Source organism: Shewanella sp. 0m-6 (genome assembly GCF_052977325.1).
Window position 1 is genome coordinate 50,975 of the sequence record NZ_JBRIMD010000009.1, and the last position, 18,951, is coordinate 69,925.

14 protein-coding genes and 1 riboswitch are annotated in these 18,951 nt (G+C 43.6%); of the genes, 9 read left to right on the forward strand and 5 right to left on the reverse strand.

All coding sequences use genetic code 11. The features are described from left to right. Positions 1-230: 230 nt before the first annotated feature. On the forward strand, positions 231-2,363 hold the full coding sequence (locus ACVBJC_RS09155; protein ID WP_447160562.1) for a M3 family metallopeptidase: 2,133 nt from the start codon (positions 231-233) through the stop codon (positions 2,361-2,363). Between the two features lie 144 nt (positions 2,364-2,507). Here ACVBJC_RS09155 and ACVBJC_RS09160 read toward each other — a convergent pair whose 3' ends face one another. The 3 genes from ACVBJC_RS09160 to ACVBJC_RS09170 all read right to left on the reverse strand — a co-directional run bounded on the left by ACVBJC_RS09160 (position 2,508) and on the right by ACVBJC_RS09170 (position 6,257). Beyond that, complete coding sequence (locus tag ACVBJC_RS09160; RefSeq protein ID WP_447160563.1) at positions 2,508-4,088, reverse strand: Na+/H+ antiporter NhaC family protein; 1,581 nt, start codon at positions 4,086-4,088, stop codon at positions 2,508-2,510. 78 nt (positions 4,089-4,166) lie between these two features. Beyond that, a riboswitch (Lysine riboswitch) is annotated at positions 4,167-4,388 on the reverse strand. A 196-nt stretch (positions 4,389-4,584) separates the two neighbouring features. Further along, on the reverse strand, positions 4,585-5,508 hold the full coding sequence (locus tag ACVBJC_RS09165; RefSeq protein ID WP_447160564.1) for an electron transfer flavoprotein subunit alpha/FixB family protein: 924 nt from the start codon (positions 5,506-5,508) through the stop codon (positions 4,585-4,587). After that, entirely contained in the window at positions 5,508-6,257 is a 750-nt protein-coding gene (locus ACVBJC_RS09170; protein ID WP_447160565.1) for an electron transfer flavoprotein subunit beta/FixA family protein, read from the reverse strand. The genes ACVBJC_RS09165 and ACVBJC_RS09170 overlap by 1 nt, the downstream gene beginning before the upstream one ends. A 343-nt stretch (positions 6,258-6,600) precedes the next feature. Between ACVBJC_RS09170 and ACVBJC_RS09175 the strand changes: the two genes are divergently transcribed. The 8 genes from ACVBJC_RS09175 (at position 6,601) to ACVBJC_RS09210 (ending at position 16,364) form a co-directional block, all read left to right on the forward strand. Further along, a complete protein-coding gene (locus tag ACVBJC_RS09175) occupies positions 6,601-6,993 on the forward strand; it encodes an H-NS histone family protein (protein ID WP_447160566.1) in 393 nt (130 codons plus the stop codon). Between the two features lie 157 nt (positions 6,994-7,150). Next, on the forward strand, positions 7,151-10,192 hold the full coding sequence (locus tag ACVBJC_RS09180) for an amidohydrolase family protein (protein WP_447160567.1): 3,042 nt from the start codon (positions 7,151-7,153) through the stop codon (positions 10,190-10,192). A gap of 35 nt (positions 10,193-10,227) precedes the next feature. Then, positions 10,228-11,592, forward strand: a complete 1,365-nt coding sequence (locus tag ACVBJC_RS09185) for an amidohydrolase (RefSeq protein ID WP_447160654.1) — start codon at positions 10,228-10,230, stop codon at positions 11,590-11,592. A 124-nt stretch (positions 11,593-11,716) separates the two neighbouring features. Next, complete coding sequence (rcsF, locus tag ACVBJC_RS09190) at positions 11,717-12,100, forward strand: Rcs stress response system protein RcsF (protein WP_447160568.1); 384 nt, start codon at positions 11,717-11,719, stop codon at positions 12,098-12,100. 30 nt (positions 12,101-12,130) lie between these two features. Then, positions 12,131-12,892: a tRNA (N6-threonylcarbamoyladenosine(37)-N6)-methyltransferase TrmO gene (tsaA, locus tag ACVBJC_RS09195; RefSeq protein WP_447160569.1), complete on the forward strand. Its 762-nt coding sequence runs from the start codon at positions 12,131-12,133 to the stop codon at positions 12,890-12,892. Between the two features lie 8 nt (positions 12,893-12,900). Continuing rightward, positions 12,901-13,536: an acyltransferase gene (locus tag ACVBJC_RS09200; RefSeq protein ID WP_447160570.1), complete on the forward strand. Its 636-nt coding sequence runs from the start codon at positions 12,901-12,903 to the stop codon at positions 13,534-13,536. A gap of 213 nt (positions 13,537-13,749) precedes the next feature. After that, on the forward strand, positions 13,750-14,193 hold the full coding sequence (locus tag ACVBJC_RS09205; RefSeq protein WP_447160571.1) for a universal stress protein: 444 nt from the start codon (positions 13,750-13,752) through the stop codon (positions 14,191-14,193). 701 nt (positions 14,194-14,894) lie between these two features. Next, on the forward strand, positions 14,895-16,364 hold the full coding sequence (locus ACVBJC_RS09210; RefSeq protein ID WP_447160572.1) for an amino acid permease: 1,470 nt from the start codon (positions 14,895-14,897) through the stop codon (positions 16,362-16,364). A 138-nt stretch (positions 16,365-16,502) separates the two neighbouring features. On the opposite strand, the gene ACVBJC_RS09215 is transcribed toward ACVBJC_RS09210, so the two are convergent. After that, positions 16,503-18,386 carry a serine hydrolase domain-containing protein gene (locus ACVBJC_RS09215; protein WP_447160573.1) on the reverse strand — a complete coding sequence of 628 codons (1,884 nt, stop codon included), beginning with the start codon at positions 18,384-18,386 and terminating at the stop codon, positions 16,503-16,505. 264 nt (positions 18,387-18,650) lie between these two features. Further along, positions 18,651-18,941 (reverse strand): hypothetical protein, encoded by a 291-nt coding sequence (locus tag ACVBJC_RS09220; RefSeq protein ID WP_447160574.1) that lies wholly within the window; start codon positions 18,939-18,941, stop codon positions 18,651-18,653. Positions 18,942-18,951: the final 10 nt, after the last annotated feature.

Genomic DNA, 18,951 nt, shown 5'->3' on the forward strand with positions numbered 1-18,951 from the left:
CGGCTAATACTTACATTTCGCTTTAAACAGCTTGTTTTCACTACTTATTACATTTAAACGATGTAAAAAGTCGCTGCAGGCAACGAATCACTCACTGTTCCAATATGTGACAAACACAACAAAACTCACACAAAACCCTGCACTGAAGCACAAAATCACTCAAATTAAGACACGTTTAATACGCAAATATTAGATTAGAAGCACAATTATAATAAAGGAAGTACAAATCTATGCATAAGACACTCATTGCAGCGGCTATTACCGCAACCTTAGCCTTGAGCGCTTGCTCGACCACATCAACTCAAAATAGCTCTGCGCCGATGGTGCAAACTCAAAATCCATTTCTACAAGCAAGTCAGCTTCAGTATGAAACCCCTGACTTTAGCAAGATCAATGATGAGCACTTTCAGCCAGCATTAGAACTTGGGATCAAAGACCATTATCAAGAAGTGTTAGCCATTGCTAACAACTCTGACGCTGCGACGTTTGAAAATACCATCATAGCGCTTGAAAAAAGTGGTGAGCTACTGACCCGTACATCAAAGGTGTTCTACAACTTAGCCGGTACAGACAGCAACCCAACACTACGTAAAGTGCAGGGTGAAATGGCGCCCAAGATGGCCGCTCACTCAGATAACATCAATTTGAATCCAGCATTATTCGCTCGCATCGAAACACTCTATAACCAGCGCGAAAGCTTAGGATTATCAGCCGAAGAAAATCGTTTAGTTGAGGTTTACTATAAGCGCTTTGTGCGCGCAGGCGCCAAGCTAACAGAAACCCAAAAACAGCAGATCAGAGTGCTGAACGAAGAGCAATCAACGCTAACCAATGAGTTTGCTCAACGTTTAATGCGTCTAACCAAAGAAATTGCAGTGGTTGTTGACTCAAAAGAGCAACTTGCAGGTTTATCTGATAGCGCCGTTAAAGCGGCTGCTAGCGATGCAGAAGCGAGCGGACATGCTGGAAAATATCAGTTAAATATCACCAATACCACGCGCCAGCCAGTACTGACTCAATTACAAGATAGAGAGCTACGCCAGCAAGTTTGGCAAGCATCTGCTAACCGTGGCCTTGAAGGGGAAAATGAAACGGCTTCATTAGTTGCCCGTCTCGCTCAACTTCGTGCCGAGCGCGCTGCGCTGTTAGGCTTTAATAGCTGGGCTGAATATCGCCTAGCACCACAGATGGCTAAAACGCCGGAAGCGGTTTACAAGATGTTCGGCTCTATGGTGCCTGCAGTGGTAAACAATACCGAAAAAGAAGCGGCAGACATCCAAGCGATGATCAATAAGACTGGCGGTAATTTTGAGTTGGCACCATGGGATTGGGCTTACTACGCAGAATTAGTACGCAAAGAAAAGTACGATTTAGATGAAAGTGCCATTCGCCCGTACTTTGAGTTTGACAGAGTACTAGAAGATGGCGTGTTCTTTACCTTAAAAGCGCTTTATGGCGTGAGCTTAACTCCGCGTCCCGATCTTCCTGTTTATCATGAGGATGTGAAAGCCTACGAAATGTTTGATGAAGATGGCACAAGTATCGCAATCTTCTACGCCGACTACTTCTCTCGTGAAGGTAAGCGCGGCGGAGCATGGATGAGCTCATTTGTTACCCAGTCAGAGCTACTTAACCAAAAGCCTGTTGTGGTTAACGTGATGAATATTAAAAAAGCGCCTAAAGGCGAGCCAACTTTTGTTAGCTACGATGAAGTCACCACCATGTTCCATGAAATGGGACACGGTACTCACGGCATGTTCTCTAAAGTGGTTTACCCTACACTTTCAGGCACGTCTGTATCACGAGATTTCGTTGAATTTCCATCCACATTTGAAGAAGATTGGGCAGCTCACCCTAAAGTGTTAGCCAACTATGCAAAACACTATGAAACTGGTGAGCCCATTCCTGAAGAGTTGCTAAGCAAACTTCTTAAGTCTCGTAGCTTTAACCAAGGCTTTGATACCTTAGAATATATGTCTGCTGCGCTGGTTGATTTAGAGTGGCACTCACTTAACGCGGATGCACCACTACAAGATGTGGCCAGCTTTGAAGCGGCAGCGCTTAAGAAGCACGGCGTAGATTTACCTGCTGTGCCGCCACGCTATAAGTCGACTTACTTTGCTCACGCCTTCCCGGGCGGATACTCTGCAAGTTATTACGCTTACATGTGGAGTGAGATTTTAGCTGCTGATGCGTTTGCCTACGTGCAAACACAAGGTGGCTTAAATCGTGAAATTGGCATGAAGTTTAGAAAGACTATCCGCGAAGTCGGTAATACCGTTGCGCCTATGGATGCCTACAAAGCCTTTAGAGGTCAAGAACCGACGACTGATGCATTGCTAGAGCGACGTGGCTTAAACTAAGCGCTATTGCGCTACAGAGGTCATACGCTGCCAGCTAAATTGGTTAGCCTAAAAACAAAAAATCCGCTCTAACTAGAGCGGATTTTTTATGGTTCTAATTTATCGAGGTGCAGCTTGCGCATATCTCAATAAGGGCTATTACCTTTATTGCTTACATTGAGAATCAGGTGAACATGCCTTGATCCGTAGCACAATAATACTGATCACAAACAATACGCTACAAGCGATTAAGCCCGCAGTAACCGATTCAGTAAAGCCGAGCACTAAGTAACCCACAATGCTGATCCCCGCAACAATTAATGCGTAAGGCAATTGCGTCATAACATGGTCAATATGGTGGCAGTTCGCTCCGGTTGACGACAAAATAGTGGTATCAGAAATAGGAGAGCAATGGTCTCCAAATACCGCACCCGCAAGCACTGAAGATAGCATTGGCAACATCATGCCAGTGTGACTTCCCATCGCCATATCGGCTGCAATTGGCAGCATAATACCAAAGGTACCCCAGCTGGTGCCGGTTGAAAATGCAGTCAAACCTGCAAGAATAAAGAGCACTGCAGGAAGCATCGCAAATGGAATGTTACCCGTTGCCAAGCTCGCCATGTACTTACCGGTTTCAATCTGTCCAATCACACCCGCAATGGTCCAAGCAAACAGTAAGATATAGATTGCAGGCAGCATAGACTTAGCGCCTTCAAACAGGCCTTTAGCAATCATAGACTTAGCCACGCCTTGATAGATGACTAATGCAAGCGTTACAACTAAGCCAAGCAAAGCACCAAAGAATAGCGATGAACCTACATCGGTATTTTCAAATGCGCCAATTAGACTAAATTCTATGCCTTTAGCCGCTAATGCATCCCCACCACTGCTTACCATGAAGTAGAAAGTGGCAAAAACTAACACTGTGATTGGCAGGAATAAGCCAATAATCTTACCCGTATCCGCTTCTGGTAAACCAGAGTTAGCCCCAGGCGGTAACCCTTTAGACTCGTCGTATAAGTGGCCTTTTTGTGCGTTCAGCTCTTGCTGACGCATTGGGCCAATATCTAATCCCATTAACGCAACACAAAGCAGCAGTAACAATGCAAAGATCGCGTAGAAGTTCATCGGGATCATCTGTACGAATATGCTCAAATGCCCTGTATCGGCAAATCCATGTGCGGTTAGAATGCCGCCAATCAAGGCGATGATATAAGCACCCCAACTTGATACAGGTGAAATAACGCAAATAGGCGCGGCTGTAGAATCAAGTAAGTAGGCTAACTTAGTACGTGAAATGTAATACCTGTCGGTGAGTGGTCGTGCGACACTACCAACAACTAAACTGTTGAAGTAATCGTCAATGAAAACCACACAACCTAAAAACATGGTGAGTAGCTTAGCATCGCGCTTATTACGAATATGAGTACGAGCCCAATCAGCAAAGGCTCTTGCTGAACCACTTACCGTGATCAACGCAGTGATCATACCCAGTACCACTAAGAAACCTAAAATATATAGGTTCCAACTATTTAAAGCACCATCGTCCCATACGAGAGACAGCACTTTAGTACTTAAATATTGACCCGTTTGCATTACAGAAAAATCGGTAAGCAGTAATGCTCCCAACAAAATCCCAAAACCCAAAGAGAGCAAAACACGACGCGTGAGCATCGCCAGTACGATGGCCACTACCGGAGGTAGCAGCGATAAAGCCGAATCGGCATAGCTTATAATTGTCATTTTTAATTTCTTCGCTAAATACGAATGGAGGCCGACTGAACTGGTGGGATATAGCAGTAGATATCTGATTACACCTGTCCTATCAGTAGCGCTCCATAGCCATATTAATGGTTCGTCATTAATATAAAAATTCTTATCTTCCAGATAAGAAATACTATGGCAGTGCTGTACCTATTTGGTTACAGCCCCAGCAACTAGCCCCGATATGCTATGTCACTTCGGCACTAAATCCTTTCTCGATAGATCAGCGGTATCACCCTACTTATCGATACTAATATTTAATGCACCTCTACTTCTCAGGACGCAATTTAAGGCTAGCTCAAAAAGCGTGACGGACATAAAAACATAAGCGGCTTTAGAGATGCTACTCTAAAGCCGCTTATCGTGACACAGATCACTAACAATACCCAGTACAACTCACAGCTATTAACAGTTTGCCAAACTATTAGATACAATTGACCTTGCTGTAGCAGTAATAGGTTATACCAAGTTCCATTTACAGCAGTGCGATTAATTTTGGCACAGCTTCAAAAAGATCGGCTTCAAGACCATAATCTGCCACTTGGAAAATCGGAGCTTCTGGATCTTTGTTGATAGCAACAATCACCTTTGAATCCTTCATGCCAGCCAAGTGCTGAATCGCGCCTGAAATACCCACAGCAATGTATAAATCTGGCGCAACAATTTTACCGGTTTGGCCTACTTGTAAGTCGTTTGGTACGTAGCCTGCATCAACTGCCGCACGAGATGCGCCAAGCGCGCCACCTAACTTATCAGCCAGTTGCTCTAAAATAGCGAAGTTTTCACTATTTCCTAGCGCGCGGCCACCCGACACCACTACCGATGCACTGCCAAGCTCTGGACGCTCAGATTCCGTTAGGCTTTGAGTCACAAACTCTACCTGCGAAGCAAACTCTGGTGATAGTGTCACCAATCCAGCACTGCCGTCTGCAGCAACCGCGTCAAACGCGCTTGAGCGAACCGTCATGACTTTCTTGTCATCTAAACTTTGTACCGTCGCAAGGGCGTTACCCGCATAAACTGGACGAACAAAGGTGTCAGAACTCACCACTTCTATCACTTCAGAAAGCTGAGATACATCGAGTAACGCAGCAACGCGCGGCAACACATCTTTACCAAAGCTTGAAGCTGCAGCGAGTACATGTTCATAATCAGATGCGATGCTTATCATCAAGTCTGACACATTGTCCGCGAGGTGATTGGCGTATGACCCTGAGTCTGCAACCAAGACATTTCGCACACCAGCTAACTTTTGTGCTTCGCTTGCCACAGCACCACAGTTATGGCCAACGACTAATACGTCGATGTCGCCACCAATTGCCTGAGCACAGGCAACGACTTTAGCGGTATCCAGCTTTAGACTGGAGTTATCGTGTTCTGCTAATACTAAAATTGCCATTAGATCACCTTCGCTTCATTCTTTAACTTTTCAACCAACTCCTCGACAGACGCAACCATGACTCCACCACTGCGCTGGGCAGGTGGTGTGACTTTAACAATTGTCTGATGAGATTTAAGCGTGACGTCAAGATCTGCCGGCGTCAGAGTTTCAAGCGGTTTGCGCTTGGCTTTCATAATATTGGGTAACTTGGCATAACGCGGCTCATTCAGACGAAGGTCAGCGGTAACCACTGCTGGCAATGAAACGTTAACGGTCTGTAGACCACCATCAATTTCACGCGTCACAACGAGCTTATCGCCATCAAGTTTCACTTCTGAGGCAAACGTTGCTTGCGGCATTTTAGCGATAGCGGCAAGCATCTGACCTGTTTGGTTGTTATCACCGTCAATCGATTGCTTACCAAGAATAACCAGCTGTGCTTGCTCTTTTTGCTGCACGGCATGAATAAGCTTAGCGATTGATAACGGAACCAAGTCTTCATCGGTTTCAATATGGATTGCACGATCGGCGCCCAATGCAAGTGCGGTTCTTAACTGCTCTTGCGATGCTTTAGGGCCAACACTTAATACGACAATTTCAGAGGCGCTTCCGGCTTCCTTTAAACGAACGGCTTCTTCAACGGCAATCTCACAAAAAGGGTTAATGGCCATTTTTAGGTTTGCGGTATCAACACCAGTATTGTCAGCGTTAACCCTGACTTTTACATTGGCATCGACGACACGTTTAACTGGCACCAATACTTTCATAGGGCTTCCTTCTTACGTCTCTTTTAATGATCGGAATTAAGTAACCTAGCAGCAATATATGCCCAGCAAAGATTACTGAAATTAGGCTCACTTTACGTGCTGTTAACGTTAACGTCAACCGAGTTTCAAACACCTGTTCACTCTAGTTGACACTAGATAACATTTGCTTGTATTAATCAGCATAAAAACATTTATTAACTCGCAATATTAGTCTCATTATTCATATTAACCATATTCGATATAAATAATTCAAAAATAATATTTGCTCCGAAGCTAAATAGTTTCTATTATTTAACTCAATAATCTAATTCCCCATTTCATTCTTAATTGGACCCGAATAATTATGAGCGATTTTCTTGAAATATTGACCCATGGTCGTCGTTTTAAAGCAGCAGTTAAAGAATTATCACTGAATGATTTAAAAGAGCTGTCAGTAAAGTTAGAAAAAATTATTGAAGAGAAAGCTTCTCAACAAGCTGAAGAGCAAGAAGCAATGGCTGAGCGTAATGCCAAAATCGAAGAGATCCGTAAGCAAATGGAAGCTATCGGATTATCTGTTGATGATATTGGTGGAGCAGCAGTGAAAGCCGCTCCTAAGAAGCGTGCTCCTCGCCCAGCTAAATATCAAATTGAAGTTGATGGCGAGATGGTTCAATGGACTGGCCAAGGTCGCATGCCTACCGTATTTAAGAATCAACTTGAAAACGGCCGTACTATGGAAGACTTCTTGATCTAATTTCAAGTCTACCGACTAAAGCCCTGCTATATGCAGGGCTTTTTTGTTTTTACGTTAATAATATTACATTGGTCGTTACAATTGCTGCTTAGTCATTGTTAATAAGTTAGGATACCCTCACCTATTTCCTGTTTATCTAACAATAATAAGTAGAATAATGCGTAAACATATCATCACAACCCCAATCGCTTTACTTAGCTTGTTATGCAGTCACGCTGCGTTTGCTAATGAGCAACTCACTGATAACACCCCAAGACTTACAGCATTAACTCATGCAGAACTGATGCTTGCCCCTGGTAAATCGTTAAAGAATGCCACCTTATTGATTGAAAATAACAAAATTAAGGCTGTTATCAAAAACAACGATATTCCTGAAGATGCTTTTGTTATTGATTTAACGGGACATACAATATATTCAGGCTTTATCGATCCCTTTACTGAATATGCCATTGAGTATGAAAGAGAAGCCCAAGATAAATCGGGGCCTGTATATGAAATAAAGCGAATTGGCGGCAATGCGAGTAATGGCGCAATACATGCCCAAATGCAATGGTTTAATTATGTCTACCCAGATAAAGACCAAGCAAAAAAATGGATTGATAACGGCTTCACCAGTGTTCAGTCTAGTTATTTAGATGGGATCTTTAGAGGACAAGGCGTGACAATATCATTAGCTGATAAAAAAGCTAACGATGTTATTTATAATGCACAGACAAGTCAGTTTATGGCCTTTAACAAAGGTTCATCTGTTCAAGATTACCCACAATCCTTAATGGGTAGTCTGGCATTAATAAGACAAACCTTCTCTGACGCTAAATGGTATAACGAAAATAAGAATAAAACCGCCTCTAGTAACGAGGTAGAATTTAATATTGCCTTAGAACGCTTAGGTGACCCAAAAAAACAACACTTTATCTTTGAGACTAAAAACCTCAATAACCAATTACGTGCAGCTCGATTATTAAACGAACATAACTTTAGCGGAAGCTTAATTGGTAACGGCAGTGAATATGCAAGGCTTTCTGAATTAAAGTCCTACCCCTTTAGTCTCGTTTTACCCTTAAATTACCCAGCAGCTCCAAAAATAACCGACGGTGACAGTGAGCGAGAGGTGAGTCTTGCCTCTTTAAGACACTGGGAACGTGCCCCGAGTAATCTCGCTATGGTGGCAAATGCAGAAATCCCCTTTGCATTAACTCAATATGGAATAGAATCCGATAAATTTTGGCCAAGGCTTAAACTCGCACTGACGAGAGGTTTATCTGAAGAAGCTGCACTGGCAGCGCTGACCACTGACGCCGCTGAAATTTCGGGAATTGATCACTTAGCCGGTAAGCTAGAGCCTGGCTTTATGGCTGATTTGGTGATCACCGATGGTAATATTTTTGATGACGGTAAAATTGTCAGTATTTGGTTACAAGGTGAAGAGCAGCAAGTCATCAATCGAGACCGAGCACTACTCGATCATGCCTATCAAATACAGATAGACGAATTAACCTTTGACCTTAATATCAGTCAATTCCCATCGCTAAGTGGTACTCTCTCAAGTGGCGAAAACGATATAAACCTTGCCAATCTGGACTATCAGTTAGGTCGCCTAAGCTTTAGCGCTGATCTTTCCAAGGCCGGCATAGAAGGTATGAGTCGCTTTACGCTATGGTTAGATAACCAAGGATTAAGAGGCCGGTTACTCGATGGCAATAATCAAGCTATCCCCTTTGGCGGAATAAAGCTTGAGCCCATGGCCACCATAGACAATAGTGACAATGGCAATAAAGACAACGTAAAGCTTATATCCAAACAAACCTCCCCCAATGTGGCGTATGGCTTAAATGAGCAACCCGCACTTGATAAAGTGCATATTAAGAATGCCACCATCTGGACATCTGATGAGAGTGGCGTGTTAGTCAATAATGATTTGATTATTTCTCGGGGAAAAATTGAAGAGATAGGTCAAAATCTTAAAACACCTTCTGGCTACACCACTATTGATGCCACAGGGAAACACCTTACTGCTGGTATTATCGATGAGCATTCTCATATTGCCCTTAATGGCGGCACGAATGAGGGTACCGATGCGATAACCTCTGAGGTACGTATTGGCGATGTGATCAATCCAGACGATATTGCTATTTACCGAGGCCTTGCTGGCGGTGTTACCACAGTGCAGCTCCTACACGGCAGCGCTAACCCCATTGGCGGCCAAGCACAGATCATTCAGCTTAAGTGGGGTGATAATGCCCAGCAGCTTAAATTTGAAGGTGCACCAGCAAGTATTAAATTTGCCTTAGGTGAAAACGTAAAACAGAGTAATTGGGGTGATGCTTTCACCCGCCGATTCCCTCAAAGCCGTATCGGGGTCAAATCGCTGTTTAGTGAAGCCTTCAATGAAGCCCTTGCCTACCGCAAAGCACAAACTGATTATAACAAGATGCGTTCAAGCGAGCGTAGACGTACCGTTGCACCGCAATATAACTACCGCTTAGAGGCCATTGCTGAAGTACTTGAGCAAACTCGTAATATCCATATTCATTCTTATGTGCAATCTGAAATATTAATGTTCCTGCGTCTTGCTGAAGCGTATAACTTTAAGGTCAGCACCTTTACCCATATTCTTGAAGGTTACAAAGTTGCCGAAGAGATGGCTAAACATGGTGCTCATGCTTCTACCTTCTCTGATTGGTGGGCGTACAAATTTGAAGTCTATGATGCTATTCCACAAAATACCTGCTTAATGCAAGACAAAGGCGTACTCACCAGCATCAACTCCGATGACTATGAGATGCAGCGCAGACTTAACCAAGAAGCGGCAAAGTCGATGATGTATTGCGGTATGTCAGCAGAAGATGCCTGGAAGATGATCACCATCAACCCAGCTATTCAGCTTGGTATCGACGCGCAGGTCGGTTCATTGGTTGAAGATAAACAAGCCGATGTTGTGCTATGGGATAACCCGCCACTATCAGTCTATGCCAAGGTGGATTCGACCTGGATTAACGGCCGCCGCTATTTTGATCGTGAACAAGACAAAGTAGCGCAAATTGACGTCGTAACAGAACGCGCGGCGTTAATTCAAAAAGTCCTGCGCAGCGATGATGTCCATAAACAAGGTGAAAACCCCATTGATTTAACAGAGCCAGAATGGCACTGCGATACCCACTTCAACGCATGGCAACAGTCAGCGACAGGAGCACTGTAATGAAGTTAAATACCTCTTTTAAACATAGCGTTTTTATGCAGGCCGCAGCCCTGCTAAGCCTGCCTTTTTGTTTTATGGCAAACGCCCATGACATGCTACCGGCAAAGGCACAAAGCCAGACCATACTGTTTACTAACGCAACGGTGCACACTGTCACTCATGGCGTAATGCAAGACAGCGACGTGCTGATTGCTGATGGTAAAGTCATTGCCGTCGGGCAAGATTTAGATGCGGCCAAAACGAACGTTGCAGAGCCCGCTGGCAATGCCTCATCCAATGCACCATTAAATTCAACATTAGACGCAGGAGCAAGCCCAGATCACTCACTGCTGCTTGTTGGCGCCGAAATTATCGATGCCAGCGGTAAGCATCTGTATCCAGGACTCATCGCCCTAGATACCACCATGGGATTAATTGAAGTTGAAATGATGCGTCCCAGTAATGATGCCTATGAAGTGGGTTATATCAATCCGCAATTAGAAGCGATTAGTGCATTTAATCCGGATTCTGAGATTATCCCCACGGTGCGCGTTAACGGCATTACTCACGCCCAAGTCGTGCCACAAGGCGACGGTTTAGCTGGTCAGTCGGCATTGGTGTCAATGGACAGCTGGACCATTGAGGATGCCTTAGTTGAATCAAATAAGCAGTTTCACCTTTACTGGCCACATGTTCGCTGGTTATCAAAAGAGGCGGATAAGCGTAAAGAACAGTTAGCGGATCTCAAGCGTAGACTCGATACCGTCTACAGTGCTTTTGCCGATGGCAAGCGCTATCAACTCGCTGATAAAGCCGACAAGGTCAATACGATTGACCTTAGGTGGCAGGCGCTTGCTCCTTTATACGAAGGTAATGCACAACTATTTATTCATGCGCAGTCACAAAAGCAGATTGAAGAGGCGATAGCTTTAGCTAAGCTTTATGACTTTAACATCGTCATAGTCGGTGGATACGATGCCTGGCGAGTGGCTGACGCCTTAGCGGAAGTGAATGCTAAGGTGGTTTACAATCAAACCCTAGCACTGCCTAAACGCAATGATGAACCTATTGATCTCGCCTTTAAGATCCCCGCATTGTTAAACCAAGCACAAGTCCCCTTTGCGCTCGCTTTTTCATCTGACTGGAATAGTAGAAACTTACCTTTTGCAGCCGGACAGGCCGCAGCATATGGTTTAACCAAAGAGGATGCGCTTAAAAGTATCACTTTAGATGCTGCAAAAGTATTAGATATTAATGACATGGGGGCTATCGCACCTGGATTTAAAGCCAATCTAATCTTAGCAACGGGTGATATATTGGATCCTATGCATGCAGGTATTGAATCTGTTTATATTGATGGCCGAAAAATTGATCTTAATAATCGTCATCAACAGCTTTATCAAAAGTATCTAAAGCGCTAGAATTTCAAACTTATAGCGCAACGAAAGCTTAATCGTGAAAAAGTGCTCTTTATGAGCACTTTTTTATTAATGGCTTGAGTGAGCAACGGCATTTTAACCTCAATAATAAGACAGGCCCGCCACCATGAAATATTTATTACCCTCTGCTTTTATCCTTTTGCTGAGCGGCTGTGCCGGTGAATATACCTTTAACAGCAATTTGGACAGCGATGCAATTAATGACTACTTTAAAGCATCGGACGTGACGGTTTATGAAGGTACACTGCAACCTGTAGGCCCTTTTGAGATTAAAGGTATGGTCGAAGGTGAAACCTGCCAAATATCAAACAATGATGCACCAGCCTCAATCGTTGAAGCTCGTACGCTGGCTCGCCGAGCAGCTGCAGACAAGCAAGCTAACGGGCTAGTGATAAAAAAATGTTTGTTGATTAAAGAAGCAAGCCAGAACTGTGTTAGCCGCGCGATTTGCGTTGGCCAAGCAATTGTCACCAAAAGTGACACTCAATAATTTTATTTACTCATTTTAGAAGTAACCTTAATGTCTTTTACCAGCCAGATCCAAGCAGTGGCTTTTTGCCGCACTCCCTATAAACAAAAATTTGGCATACCTAGGCAGCCAGGTTTAGTGAGTGCCGCCCGCGGTTTTGTTGAATTAGCTCCACCTTTTAATCAAATTGATGCAGTGAGAGGATTGGAACAATACTCTCATTTATGGCTGCTATTTTGTTTTCATGAAAACCTCGCTGCCGGCTGGAAAACAACGGTGCGCCCTCCAAGACTCGGTGGTAATGAAAAGCTTGGCGTATTTGCCACGCGCTCTACCTTCAGACCTAACGGTATTGGCCAGTCAGTGGTTAAGCTCCATGCTGTGCATACTAATAACGGCAAAGTTAGCCTTGAGATCTCGGGCATGGACTTGCTTGATGGCACGCCGATTATTGATATTAAGCCCTATATTCCCTTTTCTGACTCAATCGACAATGCTCAAGGGGGAATTGCCCAGGAAGCGCCAGTTTTAGCCAAGGTGAACTTTACCGAGCAAGCACTAAAACAACTTGAGCTATATCAGCAAAATCCAGCTTACCCGCACCTTGCAGAATTGATTGAAGGTGTACTGGCACAAGATCCCCGCCCTGCCTATAAAAAATCTAAAGCCGATCCTAAGCTGTATCAAGTCGCGCTATATGACTTAGATATCTTATGGGTGATAACCGATACCGGGATTGAAGTCACTGAACTTAGAGCCTCTACGGTGGGCAAAACCCAGCCACCGGCAACTCAGTCAGCTCATCAAAGCTAGATAGCCATATGAATCCGCCACCAGCAGCACAACATAAGCCTGATTATCAAACTCAGCATAAAAAGCGCCTGTCTTATATGCCATGGCTTTATTTCTCATTAAAAGAGAAGCACCTAGAATGGGCAAAACCTTGGCAAGATGATGTACAAGCCCACTTTTGTGCAGTTGAAACCGTCTCTATTGGCGAGCGCTGTTTCATCGCGCCAGAAGCGAACCTGTTTGCCGAGCCTGGTCGCAATATCACTATCGGTGAGCAATGTATGATTGCTGCCGACAGCTTCTTACATGGCCCCATTAGCCTCGGCAATGAGGTCGCGATTAATCACGGCTGCTCACTGGATGGTGGCCGCCATGGTATTACTATTGGTCATCAAACCCGTATCGCCAATAACGTGACTATTTACGCCTTTAATCACGGCATGGCGTCCGATATGCCTATCTATCAACAGCCATCTAACTCTAAAGGCGTGGTGATAGGTGAAGATGTCTGGATTGGCGCTCAAGCGGGTATTGTCGATGGCGTCACGATTGGCAATCATGCTGTCATTGGTATGGGCGCTATTGTCACTAAAGATGTGGCTGATTATGCAATTGTGGCAGGAAATCCAGCACGAGTGATTGGTGATAGGCGAGATAAGCGCTAGCCGTTTCAGTGCAACTACAACATAAAAACTAGCCTACAGGGCTTTGACTTCCTGCTGAGCAATCACTTATTTAATGTGCTTGGAATTAAGATCATCCCTTGAAAATGATTCCCCTAATCACGAAACATATTTTGGCCTTGGTATAAAGCACATTTGAGCTGTGATATTTAACCACCTATATTTATTGAGTAACCATGTAAATAGGAGGATGCGATGCGCACTCGAGATATTTTGTGCCCGATAGACTTTTCAGAAACGGCTAATCACGCACTAGGATATGCCGTCGAAATGGCAAACTTATATAGGGTAAATATTCAGTTATTAAATGTAATAGGCCTACCTTATATCGCACCAGATTTCGGCATTGTGATAAACAGCCCCGCAGAGCAACTCATAGACCCTGAACCCTATGCCAATGATAAGATGAAACAGATAGTGGCTGAAGTACGTGAAATGCTCCCAAAAGGCTTGAGGGTAAATAGCAAAATCCGCACGGGGGATGTAGTTAAGCAAATTTTAGCGGAAGCTGAAGCACAAAGAGTCGGAATGATTGTCATCGCCAGCCACGGCTATACGGGGTTATCTCACCTATTAAACTCCAACGTCGCTGAAACTATTGCAAATCAGGCTAAATGTCCTGTTCTGGTCGTTAAATAGTAGCACTCGATATTAACCGCTAGGTTATTGGCTACATCTCTGCAGTTCTGTTATGCCAATCAGTATAAGAAGTTGATCGACTCAGAGCGTTTTTTGACACTCTAATTCAAGGCGAATAGATGAGATAGTGGTTGTTCCCTTCAGAACCTATTCAGCGCAGAAGTAGGCAGCCAAAAACACTCTTTCAGTATCGGTTTACACTTTTTTACAACCACAAATTCTCCAGAGCTACATTGAGAAAACACGCACATAAACGAGCCGTAATACACGGCGTGGCGACGCTAACCCAGCCGTCATTGGTATAAAAGCAGTCACCTCTAAAACCGTTTGCAATTATGTAATTATGGAGGATTGTCCAGCTAAAACCCTGGGGATATGCAAAGTAAAACCTAATGCTTGCGCACCGCGCTGGCTGCGTTGCTCCGCGTTACGCGCGCTCTTTTAAACTAATTTTGTCATTTTCTTGAATAAATTCAATTTAAAACGGTGGTATTGCAATATTTGTTCTATCTTCAATAGTAATAATGTAAGCCCTTGACCAATTGAGAGTTATAACTATGTCACCCCATACTCAAAATCCAGCTAACTGCAATTGCATAAAATTTAACCTTCAAAGATATCCAATATCTCAAATCTAAGTTTTTCGCACTTTACTTTTTAAATAAATATATAAGATGTGTACTAACCTGGGAGTCCATTTAATGAAACAACAAAATGCGCCAACAAGTACAGCTAGGCATATGAGCCTATTTGGATTTTTTGCTCTAACCGCCACCATGGTTATGACCGTATATGAATACCCGACCTTTGCTTCATCGGGCATATCACTGGTTTTCTATTTGGTTGTCGCGGGTGTCTTTTGGTTTTTACCTGTCGCTTTATGCGCTGCAGAAATGGCAACTGTCGAAGGTTGGGACAAAGGGGGGGTATTCACTTGGTCTGGACATGCATTAGGAGAACGATGGGGCTTTGCTAATATCTTTTTCCAATGGTTCCAAATCACCGTTGGTTTTGTCACCATGATTTATTTCATTTTAGGCGCGCTGTCCTATGTATTTGACTGGGCTGCACTCAATGATAATAGTACGATAAAGTTTATCGGAGTAATGGTTATTTTTTGGGGACTCACTTTATCTCAATTAGGCGGAACCAAGTACACAGCAATGATCTCCAAAGTCGGTTTCTTGCTCGGTATTCTCATTCCAGCCTGTATCCTATTTAGTCTCTCGATTGCATTTTTTGTCACTGGTGGTATCAGTGATATGCCGATCACCACTGAAGCCTTATTACCAGACTTCACCCAACTCAATACCTTGGTTGTATTTGTGTCATTTATCCTTGCCTATGCGGGTATTGAGGCATCGGCGACCCACGCCAACGAAATGAAAAACGTAAAAAGAGATTACCCTATCGCTATTATCATGCTGGTGATATTAGCCATTGTGCTAAATGCCATCGGTGGCGTTGCGATTGGTGCTGTCGTACCTGAGAAAGAACTTGGGCTGTCAATTGGAGTAATCCAAGGATTCGAAGGGTTATTTCACTATTTCACTCATGATATGGATTGGGCAATTCGAGTGATTGCGGTGTTAATTGCACTTGGCGTAGTCGCTGAAGTATCGGCCTGGGTAGTTGGCCCATCATGGGGTATGTTAGAAGCAGGGAAAAAAGGCTTACTCCCCGCTAAACTCTCTGCCACAAATGCTGAAGGTGTGCCAGTTAACTTTTTACTTCTACAAGGTGCGATTGTTTCAATATGGGCGGCGGTACTGACATTTGGTGGGGGGGGCGCTAACGTTTCCTTCTTTACCGCAATATCGCTAACGGTAGTGATATACGTTGTCGGCTATATTATCTTCTTCCTCGCCTATATGAAGGTCGTGCTAAGTTATTCAAACCTGCCTCGCGCCTTTGAAATTCCTGGAGGAAAAGGCGTTAAGATGTTCGTCGCTATCAGTGGATTAGTTATATCCATTGTTGCTCTTGCAATCTCATTTATTCCACCGGCACAAGTTGGCGGAGGAGCTGCTGCAACTGAGTATATGACGATTCTGGTTGTGAGCTTTGCTATTACCCTTGTTTTGCCATTTTGGATATACCACGTAATGCGTAAAAATAATCCATTGCCACCAGGCGTAAAAATGCTTGATGACAACGAAACTTCAAGCTAATAGCAATGGTTGAGGATAGAGAACAGAGATCTCTATCCTCTATAGAACCCATATAACCCAATAACCTCGTTATCTTAAAAAGCCACTAACTTTTAGTGGCTTTCTTTTATCGATATACCGTTAAAGTTAAACCAGAACCTAAGCCCAGGTTTGTAATCCTATTATGCCAAACCAAGCTAAATAACTGACCACCAACAAGTGTGTAAAAGAGGCAATGGTGCAATACCAGTAGTTCACCTTATTCATCTCACTCGCCTTCGCTTTTATGGCCACATAACAACCTAAAAACGTAAAGATTAACAAGGCTATACTTGATAGCATTAAGCCTATGGACACATAGGTTATGTTACCCAATAACCTGAAAGGGTCGACACCACCAAGTTGGAACATAAACACAAAACATAAGACCGACAATGTTGCGAGTAAAGGCCATACTCGGATCATTAATGCATTACCTTTAATGTCAGCGCCCATAATGATACGCACTCCCCACACCAATAAATACAGCAGACCTGTCACGTTGATAATCAACCAGAGGGCTAATATTGTAAACTGGCCAAAGACTATCACGGCACTGACGGAGCGATATACCGATGAGTCAGAATGAAAAACCGGCCCTACCAATGGATCTTCAACAAATGATAGGTTCATTTCACCGGTTTCGGCTGACTGAAACAATGTCTCAGAAACTGGAAAATATTCCTTAGGTACACCACCTAATAAATTTGTTCGAATGAGTTTTCCCCCCTTAAATGTAAATTGGTAGATATTCAATACCCGCTCAAGAAACTCGGTCATCGCCATGCGTGAATTAATTGGATAATAATATCCTTGCAACGCTTTCATTGAGTCAGTCACAGCTTGTGTGGCTGTGATACTTTTTTCTGTAAGCTCTTTAGTTTCAAATTCACGGATGAGATCAGTAATTTTCTTTACCGACTGCGCGTCATCAGAGTTAATCATCACAACATGACCCACGCCCGCTTCGGGTAAATATTCAAGCTTGGTTATTCCGCCGTTAACCCCACCGTCATGACCTTGGTAGATCCATTGTTTGTAAGGGGTTGAGTAATTGCTAAGTCCGTAACCCGCCGTTTGACCAGCTTGTGCCGCAGGTGTTGACTTAACTTGCTCCATGCGCGCAAATGAAGCTTCAGAAATCAATGGCTGCTCAACAGTACGTCCTCTATTCACCAGAAAAGACAGAAACTTTGCCATATCATTAGCTGAGGCATTTATTGAGCCCGATGGCCGCATAATAATGTGCCAATATGCCTCTTCTTTCCCCTTAGAATAAAGTGTCGCACCTTTGGCTTTAACATCATCAGACTGGAAATAGCTCATGGTCTCCATCCCCATAGGAATGAAAAAGTTTTCGGCAACGTAATCTTCAAATACTTGCCCAGTGACCTTTTCGACGATATACGCGGCAACAGGAGGTCCGGCATTGCAGTAAGCCATTCTACTACCAGGCTTCCAACGTGAAACGCGGGAATGAGGATGATAATCTAGACCTTGTTTGAGCGTTGCTGGCGAAGGGTCGTTATGGGCATACTCAACGATATGAATATCATCCCAGCCGGTGGTGTGCTCCAAGAGGTGAACAATACGAATTGGGTCTGACGCTTCCCACTGATTGGTATAGGCTATTTCTGGTGCAAGATCGGCAAGTTTATCGTCAAGAGATAACTTACCCTGCTCTACAAGTTTCAATATTGATAAAGAAACAAACATTTTAGAGGTCGAGCCAATCCGGAACAGGGTTTGACTATCGGCAGGTTGGTTATTGGCGATATTAGCCAAGCCTATTGCCTCAATCCAAACCGGCCCCTCTTGGTTAACCATCGCAATAGCAACGGCAGGCAGTTCCTCTGTTTCAACAATGTCGACAATCGCGGCTTTGAGTGCTTCTAAAGTCGTTGGTGATGAGTGCTTAGCCTCATCCGTCGATGCTAACGGTTGCTCCGCAAAAAGCCAACTTGACCACAATAGGCCAAATAACACACATAAAAATCGCTTCATTTTCAATCCTTTAAATGAGCCAATTTAGCTAATATGACAACATCCTTGATATGAACCTATCGACCAAAAGACCTACATCAGCTTTATTCTTTTAAGTTAAAATATTAATTTAAAAACATATAGATAGTTACACATAACAAAACACTAATCTACCCAAGGACTTCATGCGAGATTGAGGAGAGAATAAATAATAGAGAAGGTAAACAGCTAACTGGCCACAGGGCTAAAGGCTGAGCATTGCCAAAGAGCATAATACGAAAGCAATCAGTTGAAAAAAACGAGCAACGCAATAAATGCCGTGCACACCCCCAACGTACTCAATACTCGGATCACCGAGGTTGGATATTGAGTTTGAATGTCAGGGTAAATATAAAAAAGATACGATATGGAAGGAATACCGATATAAAAACTGCCCAACCTTGAATTTGGCGGTAACGTTAATGTGGTCAATGCCAGTGCATAAACAAGAAAGAACAGTGTAAACAACCACTCTGCACGTGCGTACTGCTTGTACTTAACAAGCACTATCAGTAGCGGTAAAAATATCAATTCCATTATTTTACAG

Excerpts from the sequence above, each read along its gene's own strand:
- ACVBJC_RS09155 (WP_447160562.1), top strand. The coding sequence starts at position 231 with ATGCATAAGACACTCATTGCAGCGGCTATTACCGCAACCTTAGCCTTG.
- ACVBJC_RS09215 (WP_447160573.1), bottom strand. The coding sequence starts at position 18,386 with ATGAAGCGATTTTTATGTGTGTTATTTGGCCTATTGTGGTCAAGTTGG.
- ACVBJC_RS09205 (WP_447160571.1), top strand. The coding sequence starts at position 13,750 with ATGCGCACTCGAGATATTTTGTGCCCGATAGACTTTTCAGAAACGGCT.
- ACVBJC_RS09160 (WP_447160563.1), bottom strand. The coding sequence starts at position 4,088 with ATGACAATTATAAGCTATGCCGATTCGGCTTTATCGCTGCTACCTCCG.
- tsaA (WP_447160569.1), top strand. The coding sequence starts at position 12,131 with ATGTCTTTTACCAGCCAGATCCAAGCAGTGGCTTTTTGCCGCACTCCC.
- ACVBJC_RS09175 (WP_447160566.1), top strand. The coding sequence starts at position 6,601 with ATGAGCGATTTTCTTGAAATATTGACCCATGGTCGTCGTTTTAAAGCA.
- ACVBJC_RS09220 (WP_447160574.1), bottom strand. The coding sequence starts at position 18,941 with ATGGAATTGATATTTTTACCGCTACTGATAGTGCTTGTTAAGTACAAG.
- ACVBJC_RS09200 (WP_447160570.1), top strand. The coding sequence starts at position 12,901 with ATGAATCCGCCACCAGCAGCACAACATAAGCCTGATTATCAAACTCAG.
- ACVBJC_RS09170 (WP_447160565.1), bottom strand. The coding sequence starts at position 6,257 with ATGAAAGTATTGGTGCCAGTTAAACGTGTCGTCGATGCCAATGTAAAA.
- rcsF (WP_447160568.1), top strand. The coding sequence starts at position 11,717 with ATGAAATATTTATTACCCTCTGCTTTTATCCTTTTGCTGAGCGGCTGT.
- ACVBJC_RS09210 (WP_447160572.1), top strand. The coding sequence starts at position 14,895 with ATGAAACAACAAAATGCGCCAACAAGTACAGCTAGGCATATGAGCCTA.
- ACVBJC_RS09185 (WP_447160654.1), top strand. The coding sequence starts at position 10,228 with ATGCAGGCCGCAGCCCTGCTAAGCCTGCCTTTTTGTTTTATGGCAAAC.
- ACVBJC_RS09165 (WP_447160564.1), bottom strand. The coding sequence starts at position 5,508 with ATGGCAATTTTAGTATTAGCAGAACACGATAACTCCAGTCTAAAGCTG.
- ACVBJC_RS09180 (WP_447160567.1), top strand. The coding sequence starts at position 7,151 with ATGCGTAAACATATCATCACAACCCCAATCGCTTTACTTAGCTTGTTA.